This is a genomic window from Vibrio profundi, assembly GCF_043642225.1.
Taxonomy (GTDB): Bacteria; Pseudomonadota; Gammaproteobacteria; order Enterobacterales; family Vibrionaceae; genus Vibrio; species Vibrio profundi_A.
Genome location: NZ_JBHZSF010000003.1, coordinates 343,899 through 356,391 on the forward strand (window position 1 = coordinate 343,899; position 12,493 = coordinate 356,391).

Here is a 12,493-nt window from a genome sequence, read left to right on the forward strand (position 1 = left end):
TTTTGAAAAACATGATTAAAGCAGCTGGCCTTGGCCTTGTAGTATTAAGCTCATCTTTCTTTGCAAACGCTGCTGAAGCGGCTCAAAAAGTAGGTTTTGTTAATACAGCTCAGGTATTTCAAGCGCTGCCACAACGCGAAGTCGTTCTACAAAAGATGCAAGAAGAGTTCAAAGACAAGGCGGCTGAATTGCAAACAATCCAAGCTGAAGCTAAAACTAAAATTGAAAAGCTAAAGCGTGACGGTGAATTGTTAGGTCAAGAAGAAGTAGAAAAACTACGTATCGAGATTGGCCAGCTAGACAGCAAGTACAAGATCAAAGCGCAAGCATTAGAAAAAGCAAGCCAACGTCGTGAAGCTCAAGAAAAGCAAAAGCTATTCAAAGTGATTCAAGATGCAGTACAAAAAGTAGCTGAGAAAGAAGGCTATGACGTTATTGTTGATATTCAAGCAATGCAGTATGGCAAGCCAGAGTACAATATTTCTGAACAAGTAATTAAATCATTAAAATAATCATTTATGACAAAACTGACTTTAGCCGAATTGGCATCAATAACTGGGGGCGAGCTACACGGTGATGGCGAATCTGTCATTACAGCGGTAGCGCCGATGGACAAAGCAAATGAAGGGAGCATTACTTTCCTTTCTAATGCTAAATACAGCAAGCATCTAGCCGATTGTAAAGCTACAGCTGTGATGTTGAAAGAAAGCGAGCGAGAGCTTTGTACAACAAATGTATTGGTTGTAGCTGACCCGTATGTTGCTTTTGCAAAAGTCGCCCAAGCACTAGATACCACACCTACACCCGCTACAGATATTGCCGAATCGGCTGTCATCGCTAGTGACGTTACGTTAGGTGAAAATGTTTCGATTGGTGCAAATGCAGTGATCGAATCGGGTGCAGTAATTGGTGATAACGCCATTATTGGTGCAGGTTGTTTCGTCGGTAAAAATGCTCAGATTGGTGCTAGCTCTAAGCTTTGGGCTAATGTCAGTATTTATCATGATGTGATTATGGGGGAAGCGTGTTTGGTTCAATCAAATACAGTGATTGGCTCTGACGGCTTTGGTTACGCGAATGAGAAAGGCGAGTGGATTAAGATCCCGCAAGTTGGCACTGTTCGCATTGGTAACCGTGTAGAAATTGGTGCGTGTACTACGATTGACCGCGGTGCACTTGACGATACGGTTATCGAAGACAATGTTATTTTAGATAACCAACTTCAAATCGCACACAACGTTCACATCGGATATGGTAGCGCTTTAGCGGGTGGTACTATTATTGCTGGCAGTACCACCATTGGTAAGTACTGTATTATTGGTGGTGGTAGTGTGATCAATGGTCACATTGAAATAGCAGATGGCGTTACAATTACCGGTATGGGTATGGTTATGCGCAGCATTTCTGAAAAGGGAATGTATTCATCTGGTATCCCATTGCAACCAAATAAAGAATGGCGAAAGACAGCTACTCGAGTTCATCGCATTGACGAGATGAATAAGCGTCTTAAAGCAGTTGAAAAGCTAATCGAGAAGAATGAGGAATCTTAATTCCATATTTCTAGGAAAGGCTCGCGAATTGCGAGTCTTTTTCGTTTATAATTCTCAACAATCTGAATAAAGAATACATATAGGAATACGACTTTGACTACTGAACAGAAAACGATGAATATTACTGAAATTCAGGAACTACTACCTCATCGCTACCCATTCTTGATGATCGATCGTGTAACTAACTTCGAAGAAGCGAAGAACCTTACAGCGATTAAGAATGTGTCTGTTAACGAACCTCAATTCACAGGTCACTTTCCTCAACTTCCAGTTTTCCCTGGTGTACTGATTTTAGAAGCAATGGCTCAGGCAACTGGTTTATTGGCATTTAAATCATTTGGTGCACCGTCTGAAAATGAGTTGTACTACTTTGCAAGTGTTGATAAAGCTAAATTCCGCAAGCCGGTAGTACCTGGTGATCAATTAGTTATTGAAGTTGAGTTCCTAAAAGAGCGTCGTGGTATTGCATCGTTTAACGGTGTGGCAAAAGTAGGCGGCGAAGTGGTATGTTCAGCTGAACTTAAGTGTGCTCGTAGAGAGTTTTAATATGATTCATGAAACAGCAAAAATTCACCCGGCTGCAGTTATCGAAGGTGATGTAACGATCGGCGCAAACGTAACGGTTGGCCCTTTTACTTACATTGCTGGTAATGTAACCATTGGTGATGACACAGAAATCATGTCGCATGTTGTGATCAAAGGTCACACAACCATTGGTAAAGAAAACCGCATTTTCCCACATGCTGTTATTGGTGAAGAGAACCAAGATAAAAAGTACGGTGGTGAAGATACAACGGTTGTGATCGGTGATCGCAACGTGATTCGTGAAGCGGTTCAAATCCACCGTGGTACGGTGCAAGATAAAGCAACCACTGTGATCGGTGATGACAACCTGCTTTGTGTTAACGCTCACGTAGCGCACGATGTTATTGTTGGTAATCATACTCATATTGGTAACAATGCTATCTTAGGCGGTCACGTAACGGTTGGCGATTACGCTGGTGTAATGGCGCTTTCTGCGATTCACCCGTTCTGTTCCATTGGTGCTTACGCCTACATTGGCGGTTGTTCTGCTGTCGTTCAAGATGTACTGCCGTACGTACTTGCACAAGGTAACCACGCTGCACCATTTGGTCTTAACCTTGTAGGTCTGAAGCGTAACGGATTCGAAAAACCAGAAATTCGTGCACTACAGAAAGCGTACAAAGAGCTTTACCGCTCTGGCAAAACACTTGAAGAAGCGAAAGCTGCTTTAGTGGAAATGGCGAAAGAGTTTGCTTCGGTAAGTCCTATGCTAGACATGCTAGAGAACTCTGAGCGCGGTATTATTCGTTAATACTTAGTGTGATTAGCATAAAAAAGATCGCTACTATTTAGGCGATCTTTTTTGTTTTAAGCGAGAAGGGAATTGGAAAACTATGGCACAGCAAGAAGTACAAACCAATAACTCGGACTTTGTATCTAACGAGCCTCTGCGTGTAGGTATTGTTGTTGGAGAGCTGTCTGGCGATACGCTTGGTGAAGGTTTTATTAAAGCGATCAAAGCGCAGTATCCAAATGCAGAGTTTGTGGGCATTGGCGGGCCGAAAATGAAAGCGCTAGGTTGTGAGTCTCTATTTGAGATGGAAGAACTTGCCGTGATGGGCTTAGTAGAAGTGCTCGGCCGCCTACCTCGTTTGTTAAAAGTGAAAGCTGGGCTGGTTAAGTATTTCACTCAGAACCCGCCGGACGTCTTCATTGGGATTGATGCCCCAGATTTTAACTTGAGGTTGGAATTAGACCTTAAGAACGCAGGTATAAAAACGGTCCATTACGTTAGCCCATCAGTATGGGCATGGCGTCCAAAGCGTATCTTTAAAATCGACAAGGCAACGGATCTGGTGTTGGCTTTCCTTCCATTTGAAAAAGCGTTCTACGATAAATACAACGTCGCTTGCGAGTTTGTTGGTCATACACTGGCAGATGCTATTCCACTTGAGCCTAATAAAGCAGATGCTCGAGAACTTCTCGGCTTAGAGCAAGATAAGCAGTGGTTAGCGGTTTTACCGGGCAGCCGTGGCGGTGAAATGAAGCTCATTGCTCAGCCTTTTATTGAGACGTGTCAACGGATCAAGAAGAGCTATCCACAAATCAACTTTGTTGTTGCTGCGGTGAATGAACAGCGTAAACAACAATTTGAACAGATTTGGAAAGAAGTGGCACCAGAGCTTGAGTTTAAGACCGTTGAAGACACCGCCCGAAATGTAATTACCGCAGCGGACTCCGTCTTGCTTGCGTCAGGCACCGTTGCCTTAGAATGTATGCTACTAAAGCGCCCGATGGTGGTTGGTTATAAAGTGAATAAATTAACGGGTTGGATAGTTAAGAAACTAGCCATTACCGAGTTTGTATCTTTACCAAACATTTTAGCGGGCGAAGAGTTGGTGAAAGAGCACATCTTAGAAGAGTGCCATGCCGATTACCTTACGCCGTCAGTAGAAACCATGTTGTCTCAGGATAACCAAGCTTTGATTGAGCGTTTTACAGAAATGCATCACTGGATTCGTAAAGGTGCTGATAAGCAGGCTGCTAACGCGGTGTTGAAGCTAATTAATAAACCAATCATTGAGTAGAGTGAAATGGCAGCTAAAGAAAAGAAAGAACTCCCACCGTTTGAATACCCTCAAGGTTATGCGTTGGTAGCAGGTGTTGATGAGGTTGGTCGAGGTCCTCTTGTGGGAGATGTTGTCACTGCTGCGGTTATTTTAGATCCGAACAACCCAATCGAAGGGCTAAATGATTCTAAGAAGCTATCTGAAAAGAAGCGCCTTGCATTATTGCCTGAAATTAAAGAAAAAGCATTGTCTTGGTCGGTTGGACGTTGCAGCCCTGCAGAGATCGACGAACTGAATATTCTCCAAGCGACAATGGTTGCGATGCAGCGTGCGATAGAAGGACTGTCGGTTCAGCCTGATTTGGCGCTGATTGATGGCAACCGTGTACCAAAGCTTCCGATGGATGGTGTTGCGGTTGTAAAAGGGGACTTACGAGTAGCCGAAATCAGCGCAGCATCGATTATCGCAAAAGTGGTACGCGATCAGGAAATGGAAGAGCTTGATAAGTTACACCCAGAATATGGGTTCGCTAAGCATAAAGGGTATCCGACTAAAGCGCATTTTGAAGCGATTGAAAAGCATGGTGTTATCGAACAGTACCGAAAAAGCTTCAAACCAGTGAAAAAAGTCTTAGGCATCGAATAGGCCATTCTTTATATACTATTTCGCTTCGAACGTTAAAATAGCGATAAGCAGTAAACCTAGGTAACTTTCCTAGAATTCAGGAACAATGAATGTCAGATCCAAAATTCGTCCACTTACGGGTACACAGTGATTTTTCTATGGTTGATGGCCTTTCTAAGGTCCCACCTTTAGTTAAAAAAGTTGCGGAAATGGGCATGCCTGCGGTGGCACTGACCGACTTCACCAACTTATGCGGCCTCGTTAAATTCTATGGTACGGCACATAGTTGTGGTGTTAAACCAATCATTGGTGCTGACTTCCTGATGCAGTCACCGGAGTTTGGTGAAGAGCTAACAAAGCTCACCGTTTTAGCTGTTGATAATAAAGGCTATAACAATCTCACATTGCTAATTTCAGAAGCTTACCTTCGTGGCCACGTTCAACATCAGCCAGTTATTGATAAAGAATGGCTTGCGAAATACAACGAGGGCCTGATTGTTTTATCTGGTGCAAAAAGCGGTGAAATTGGCAAAGCGCTACTCAAAGGCAACCAGCCTTTAGTTCAAGAGTGTGTGAACTTCTATCAAACTCATTTCCCAGATCGCTTTTACCTCGAATTGATCCGTACAGGGAGACCTGACGAAGAGTCTTACCTACATTTTGCTCTAGAGCTTGCAGAGCAAGTGGACTTACCTGTTGTCGCGACCAATGAAGTGGTTTTTCTTTCTGAAGACTTTTTTGATGCGCATGAAATTCGGGTTGCAATCCATGATGGCTTTACGCTCGAAGATCCTCGTAGGCCAAAGAACTATAGTGCCCAGCAGTATCTCCGTACTGAAGAAGAGATGTGTGAGCTGTTTTCTGATATTCCAGAAGCGTTAGAAAATAGTGTCGAAATAGCCAAGCGCTGTAACGTGACTGTGCGTTTAGGGGAGTATTTCTTACCTAACTTCCCAACAGAAGGACTCGCAATAGAAGACTTCTTAATTAAGAAGTCAGAAGAGGGCCTTGAGCGCCGTTTAGCGTTTTTATTCCCTGATGAAAAAGAGCGTGCTGAGCGTAGGCCAGAATACGATGAGCGACTAAAAGTTGAGCTTGAAGTTGTCAATAACATGGGATTCCCGGGTTACTTCTTGATCGTAATGGAATTCATTCAGTGGTCAAAAGACAATGATGTTCCTGTAGGTCCGGGACGTGGTTCCGGTGCCGGCTCCCTCGTTGCTTATGCGTTAGATATTACGGATTTGGATCCGCTTGAGTACGATTTGCTATTCGAACGTTTCTTGAACCCAGAACGTGTATCCATGCCCGATTTCGATATCGACTTTTGTATGGATAAGCGTGATCAAGTTATTGATCACGTTGCCGAAATGTATGGCCGTGATGCGGTATCTCAGATCATCACCTTTGGTACCATGGCAGCAAAAGCGGTAATCCGCGACGTTGGCCGTGTACTAGGGCACCCGTTTGGTTTCGTTGATCGTATTTCAAAACTGGTTCCGCCCGATCCAGGGATGACGCTTGAAAAAGCATTTAAAGCAGAGCCTGCATTGCCAGAACTTTACGATGGTGATGAAGAAGTTCGCGAGCTGATCGATAAATGTCGCATCTTAGAAGGGTGTACGCGTAACGCCGGTAAACACGCGGGTGGTGTTGTAATATCACCAACCACGATAACCGACTTTGCCCCAATCTATGCCGATGCCGAAGGTAACTTCCCGGTAACGCAATTCGATAAGAATGACGTTGAAACCGCGGGCTTGGTTAAGTTTGACTTTTTGGGTCTACGTACCCTGACGATCATCGACTGGGCGTTGGGGCTAGTGAACCCGCGCTTAAAGAGAGAAGGTAAAGAGCCGGTTCGTATTGAATCGATCCCTCTGGATGACCAAGCGTCGTTCAACCTACTACAAAACTCTGAAACGACTGCGGTATTTCAACTGGAATCACGCGGTATGAAAGACCTGATCAAACGTCTTCAGCCTGACTGTTTTGAAGATATCATCGCATTGGTGGCCTTGTTCCGTCCGGGCCCACTGCAATCAGGCATGGTAGATAACTTTATCGACCGTAAGCACGGTCGAGAAGCGGTCTCTTACCCAGATGAAACATGGCAACATGAATCGCTAAAAGATACGCTAGAACCAACCTATGGCATCATCCTGTATCAAGAACAGGTAATGCAGATCGCACAGATCCTCGCAGGTTATACGCTGGGTGGAGCGGACATGCTGCGTCGTGCGATGGGTAAGAAAAAGCCCGAAGAGATGGCGAAGCAGCGTGGTACCTTTAAAGAAGGTGCGGAAGCCAATGGTGTTGATGGCGAACTTGCCATGAAGATCTTTGACTTGGTAGAAAAGTTCGCAGGTTATGGTTTCAACAAATCTCACTCGGCTGCTTACGCATTAGTTTCTTATCAAACGCTTTGGCTTAAAACGCATTACCCTGCAGAGTTTATGGCAGCGGTAATGACGGCGGATATGGATAACACGGAAAAGGTTATCGGTCTGGTTGACGAATGTATCCGCATGAAGCTTAAACTACTTCCACCGGATATTAACTCTGGTCTTTATCGCTTTAATGTGGATGAAGAAGGTGCCATCGTTTACGGTATCGGCGCAATTAAAGGGGTTGGTGAAGGCCCTATTGAAGCCATTATTGAAGCGCGAGAAAAAGGCGGCTACTTTAAAGACTTATTCGATTTCTGTGCCCGAATTGATCTTAAGAAGGTCAACAAACGTGTGATTGAAAAACTGATTTACTCGGGTGCATTGGATAGGCTAGGCCCACACCGCGCGGCGATGATGGCGTCGTTAAACGATGCGGTGAAAGCGGCGAGCCAACATCACCACGCTGAGTCTTTCGGTCAATCTGATATGTTTGGTGTGTTAACGGATGCGCCAGAAGAAGTCGAACAAAAGTACACGCAAGTGCCGAAGTGGCCAGAAAAAGTGTGGCTTGAAGGTGAACGCGAAACGCTAGGCCTGTACTTAACCGGTCACCCTGTTAATGCTTACATCAAGGAGCTAGCTAAATATACGAGCTGCCGTTTGAATGATGCAACGCCAACAAGGCGTGATCAATCATTGACGATAGCTGGTTTAGTGATTGCCGCTCGTGTCATGACCACTAAACGAGGAACGCGAATCGGTCTGATGACGATTGATGACCGTTCTGGTCGAATGGAGGTTATGTTATTCTCGGATGCGCTTGAAAGGTATGCAGAACTTCTCGAAAAAGATAAAATTGTGGTCGTTTCCGGACAGGTCAGCTTTGATGACTTTAACGGTGGCCTTAAAATGTCCGCGCGCGAGGTTATGGATCTCGGAAGCGCCCGCGAAAAATATGCACGTGGATTATCGATCTCGATTGATGAATCACAAATTGATGGCCAATTTTTTGAACGATTTAGTCAAATCTTAGAGCCGCATAGAGCCGGAACAGTACCAGTCAATGTATACTACCAACGTGCCGACGCGAGAGCGCGGTTAACTTTAGGCACCGAATGGCGTGTAACGCCAAGTGATACATTACTAGACGAATTAAAACAGCTGCTTGGCAATGGCCAAGTAGAACTCGAATTTAACTAAATTTAGCTCCGCCTACTTGAGAGCTGAATCAACAAGGATTCATAGATGAGCCTGAACTTTCTAGAATTTGAAAAGCCTATCGCTGAACTTGAAGCAAAAATTGAAGCGTTACGTGACGTTTCTCGTCATGGTGGTGACACTGCGGTAGATCTAGACAAAGAAATTGAACAACTAGAGAAAAAGAGCTTAGAGCTTAAACAGAAAATCTTTAGTGATTTAGGTGCATGGCAAGTCGCTCAACTTGCTCGTCACCCACAGCGCCCATATACGAAAGACTACTTAGCAAACGTATTTACTGAATTTGAAGAGCTAGCGGGTGACCGCGCTTACGCTGACGATAAAGCTATCGTTGGTGGTATGGCTCGTCTAAACGGTCGTCCTGTTATGGTTATCGGTCACCAAAAAGGTCGTGAGACTAAAGAAAAAGTGATCCGTAACTTTGGTATGCCGAAACCAGAAGGTTACCGTAAGGCGCTACGTCTAATGGAAACGGCTGAGCGTTTCAATATGCCTATTATCACTTTCATTGACACTGCTGGTGCATACCCGGGTGTTGGCGCGGAAGAGCGCGGCCAGTCTGAAGCGATTGCGAAAAACCTAAAAGTAATGGCTGGTCTAAAAGTGCCAGTAATTTGTAACGTTGTCGGTGAAGGCGGTTCTGGTGGTGCACTAGCGATTGGTGTTGGCGACTACGTGAACATGCTTCAGTACTCGACGTACTCAGTAATCTCTCCTGAAGGTTGTGCTTCAATCTTATGGCGTGATTCAGACAAAGCGCCACAAGCAGCTGAAGCTATGGGTCTAGTAGCTCCTCGTCTAAAAGAGCTGGAGCTAATTGATGAGATCATTCCTGAGCCGCTAGGTGGCGCACACCGTGATCCAATCCAAATGGCTGAGAATATGAAAGCAACGCTAGTTAAGCAGCTTGAAGAACTAGAGCAGTTTGATAATGACACGCTTCTCGAGCGCCGTTACCAGCGTCTGATGAGCTACGGTTACTGCTAATCTAGCAAGAAGATAATATTGTATTGAAAGGGTTGGACGTTGTGCCAACCCTTTTTTATTATGGTCGCAACATCCACCTTTCTGGTTTTAGCATGCCGACGCTTTCTGAGATTTTTCATCATTCACTAGGTTCTTTACCATCACAACCGAAGCGGCTTGTCATTGCGTTTAGTGGCGGTGTCGATTCTCGAGTGCTGCTTGAATTAGCTCAAGAATATCAAGTTGAATTCCCAAGCATAGAGTGTCTTGCAGTCCATGTTCATCACGGGTTGAGTGAGAATGCTGATGACTGGGTAAAGCATTGCCAAGGCTGCTGTGATGAGAAAAAGATCCCACTTGTAGTAGAGAGGGTCAGCTTGGATGTTGAGTCTGGCAGTAGCATTGAAAAGTTGGCTCGTGATGCTCGGTATAACGCATTGAAAAGTCATCTTAGAGCGCAGGATGTACTACTTCTTGGTCAGCATAGTGATGACCAACTGGAAACTTTTTTGCTGGCGCTAAAGCGCGGGAGTGGGCCTAAAGGTTTATCTTCAATGGCTTCGAGTATGCCTTTTGGAGAGGCCGTGGCATTACGACCTTTATTGGATGCAAGCCGAGCTGATATTGAGGATTTCGCTCACTTCTCACGCTTGAATTGGATTGAAGATGAGAGCAATCAGGATCAACGTTTCGAGCGTAACTTCTTGCGACACGAAGTGACGCCAGTGCTGACCAAGCGTTGGCCTAGCTTTCGTACATCAGTTCAAAGAACTGCTCATCTTTGTGCTGAACAGGAAATGCTATTAGATGAACTGCTTGATTCCCATTTAAACCAAGCGGTGCAACCGGACCTCAGTTTGAGTATCGAGGCTGTGTCAGGCCACTCTCCTTTACTAAGATTACGTCTAATTCGTATGTGGTTTTCAAAACTAGGGTGCTTGATGCCTAGCCAAAAGCAATTGCATGCGATCTGGAATGAAGTTGCTTGTGCTCAGCGAGATGCTAACCCTGAACTTGTGTTAGCTAATGGCAGTATTCGCCGCTTCGAACAAAGGCTTTATTGGGTTTCTCAAACACAAGATATCTCTCGTTGGCAGTCGGTTATCCACTTAGGTGAAACGGTAGGTTTACCCGATGGGCTTGGCACACTTTGTCTGACGCCTAGCGGGTCATCGCTTTCGATCGCCTTGCCTAAAGGGGTAGCACAACTTGATGTTATTTTTGATCCTGAAGGGCTTAAGGCTCATCCAGTTGGTAGAGGCCATAGTCGAAAGCTGAAGAAGCTTTTCCAAGAATACCAAGTACCAAGTTGGTTGAGGAGGAGAACCCCGATATTGATGCATGAAGATCAAGTGGTGTGTGTCGTTGGTTTGTTCGTTGATCGTGCATTTGATGGTCAAGATTGTGAAGTTATCTGGAGTAAGCACTCATAATTTATGTCACAATTCCATTTATCTTTACATAAAAATAAATATGGAAATAGCAATGAAAAGAGTCGCTTTAGGATTAGTTCTTGGTTTGGGTTTATTAAGTGGTAATGCGATGGCTGCAGGTGATGTAGCTGCGGGGCAAGCAAAGGCTGCAGTATGCGCTGCGTGCCACGGTGCTGACGGCATTGCTATGATCCCAGGCTATCCGCACCTTAAAGGTCAAAATGAGCAATACATCATATCTTCTTTGAATGCCTACAAAAACAAAGAGCGTAATGGCGGTCTTGCTGCAGTAATGCAGGCGCAAGCTTCTATGCTGAGTGACGCTGACATTGCAAACTTAGCAGCGTACTACGCGAGCCTTAAGTAATTTAAGTTGTTAGTTTTTTTAGAAGCCAGAGCAAAGTCGCTCTGGCTTTTTTGATTGAATGTTTGGAATAGCTAACCGATAATAGCTCGATTAGCAAAGTTTAAGGGATGAACATGAAAAAAATTGAAGCCATTATTAAGCCATTTAAGCTTGATGACGTGCGTGAAGCGCTAGCAGAAGTGGGCATTACGGGTATGACGGTATCTGAAGTGAAAGGCTTTGGTCGCCAAAAAGGTCATACTGAGTTGTACCGCGGTGCTGAGTACATGGTCGATTTCTTGCCAAAAGTGAAACTAGAAATTGTAGTGACAGACGAAGTGGCAGACCAATGTGTCGATACCATTATTGAAACGGCTCAAACCGGAAAAATCGGTGACGGTAAAATCTTTATTACCGACGTTGAACGCGTAGTGCGAATTCGTACTGGCGAAGAAGACGAAGACGCCGTTTAAAATAGAATTCAATAAAAGGAGCGATTATCGCTCCTTTTTCATTTTGTATATCGAGTTATATGTATAAGAAAATCAGTCTAACTTTTGGATTTTTTATCATGGTGGCCGTGGTTGCCTACCACTCCATTTTTACCATCCCACCTCAACCTGAACTGGTGGTTGAAAGCCCTTCAAAGATACAAAAGCAATACAGCTGTTTTGACAACGCGGCTCCCGCTCCGATCGCGACTGCTAACGGAATTAGTGTACTGGTTTGGAATATTTATAAGCAGAACAAACCAAATTGGCGTCAGGCATTACAAGAGTATGCTGCAGATACTCAGCTCATATTGTTACAAGAAGCGAGCATGACTGGTGAGCTAAAAGCGTGGGTTGCCAATATGGGCTGGGGAAGTAATCAAGTTAATGCGTTTGAAGCATTTAATACCAGTGCAGGTGTACTTAGCCTAGCAGCGCAACTTCCATCAAAAGCATGTGGCTTTACCTATACAGAGCCTTGGCTGCAATTGCCTAAGTCAGCGTTATGGACGCTCTATGAGCTAGACAATGGTGAGCAGCTTGCCGTTATTAACATTCATGCTATTAACTTTACTTTAGGGACTGAAGACTACGTAAAACAGTTATCAGTATTGACTGATAAGCTGGCGCTGCATGATGGGCCAATGATATTCGCAGGGGACTTTAATAGTTGGAGTGAGTCAAGAATGGATGTTTTGAAGTCTGAACTATTCAAAATTGGTTTAGCCGAGGTGAACTTTACTCCAGATAACCGAACACAGTTTGTGTCGGGGTTATCTTTGGATCATGTCTTTTATAAAAACTTAACGCTAGAAACAGCAGAGGCGCCTATAACAGACGCCTCTGATCACAATCCGATGAAAGTGCACTTTTCTCTTTAG

The 12,493-nt window shown here is 44.5% G+C and carries 12 protein-coding genes; all 12 read left to right on the forward strand.

What is annotated here, in order from left to right:
• Positions 1-11: 11 nt before the first annotated feature.
• The 12 genes from ACHUFI_RS08145 to ACHUFI_RS08200 all read left to right on the forward strand — a co-directional run bounded on the left by ACHUFI_RS08145 (position 12) and on the right by ACHUFI_RS08200 (position 12,493).
• On the forward strand, positions 12-512 hold the full coding sequence (locus tag ACHUFI_RS08145; protein WP_394248096.1) for an OmpH family outer membrane protein: 501 nt from the start codon (positions 12-14) through the stop codon (positions 510-512).
• A 6-nt stretch (positions 513-518) separates the two neighbouring features.
• Positions 519-1,550, forward strand: coding sequence for a UDP-3-O-(3-hydroxymyristoyl)glucosamine N-acyltransferase (gene lpxD / locus ACHUFI_RS08150; protein WP_394248002.1), 1,032 nt, complete (start codon positions 519-521; stop codon positions 1,548-1,550).
• 93 nt (positions 1,551-1,643) lie between these two features.
• The gene (gene fabZ, locus ACHUFI_RS08155) at positions 1,644-2,096 is read left to right on the forward strand and encodes a 3-hydroxyacyl-ACP dehydratase FabZ (RefSeq protein ID WP_394248003.1); all 453 of its coding nucleotides are present in this window, start codon (positions 1,644-1,646) and stop codon (positions 2,094-2,096) included.
• A gap of 1 nt (position 2,097) precedes the next feature.
• On the forward strand, positions 2,098-2,886 hold the full coding sequence (gene lpxA / locus ACHUFI_RS08160; protein ID WP_394248004.1) for an acyl-ACP--UDP-N-acetylglucosamine O-acyltransferase: 789 nt from the start codon (positions 2,098-2,100) through the stop codon (positions 2,884-2,886).
• 82 nt (positions 2,887-2,968) lie between these two features.
• Complete coding sequence (lpxB, locus tag ACHUFI_RS08165) at positions 2,969-4,162, forward strand: lipid-A-disaccharide synthase (RefSeq protein WP_394248005.1); 1,194 nt, start codon at positions 2,969-2,971, stop codon at positions 4,160-4,162.
• A 6-nt stretch (positions 4,163-4,168) separates the two neighbouring features.
• Positions 4,169-4,789 (forward strand): ribonuclease HII, encoded by a 621-nt coding sequence (gene rnhB / locus ACHUFI_RS08170; RefSeq protein WP_394248006.1) that lies wholly within the window; start codon positions 4,169-4,171, stop codon positions 4,787-4,789.
• Positions 4,790-4,878: 89 nt separating this feature from the next.
• Positions 4,879-8,358, forward strand: coding sequence for a DNA polymerase III subunit alpha (gene dnaE, locus ACHUFI_RS08175; protein WP_394248008.1), 3,480 nt, complete (start codon positions 4,879-4,881; stop codon positions 8,356-8,358).
• A gap of 45 nt (positions 8,359-8,403) precedes the next feature.
• Entirely contained in the window at positions 8,404-9,363 is a 960-nt protein-coding gene (gene accA / locus ACHUFI_RS08180; protein WP_394248010.1) for an acetyl-CoA carboxylase carboxyl transferase subunit alpha, read from the forward strand.
• Between the two features lie 92 nt (positions 9,364-9,455).
• Positions 9,456-10,775 carry a tRNA lysidine(34) synthetase TilS gene (tilS, locus tag ACHUFI_RS08185; RefSeq protein ID WP_394248098.1) on the forward strand — a complete coding sequence of 440 codons (1,320 nt, stop codon included), beginning with the start codon at positions 9,456-9,458 and terminating at the stop codon, positions 10,773-10,775.
• Between the two features lie 52 nt (positions 10,776-10,827).
• A complete protein-coding gene (locus ACHUFI_RS08190) occupies positions 10,828-11,142 on the forward strand; it encodes a c-type cytochrome (RefSeq protein WP_394248012.1) in 315 nt (104 codons plus the stop codon).
• Positions 11,143-11,255: 113 nt separating this feature from the next.
• Positions 11,256-11,594, forward strand: a complete 339-nt coding sequence (gene glnB / locus ACHUFI_RS08195) for a nitrogen regulatory protein P-II (RefSeq protein WP_004738609.1) — start codon at positions 11,256-11,258, stop codon at positions 11,592-11,594.
• Between the two features lie 59 nt (positions 11,595-11,653).
• On the forward strand, positions 11,654-12,493 hold the full coding sequence (locus ACHUFI_RS08200; RefSeq protein WP_394248014.1) for an endonuclease/exonuclease/phosphatase family protein: 840 nt from the start codon (positions 11,654-11,656) through the stop codon (positions 12,491-12,493).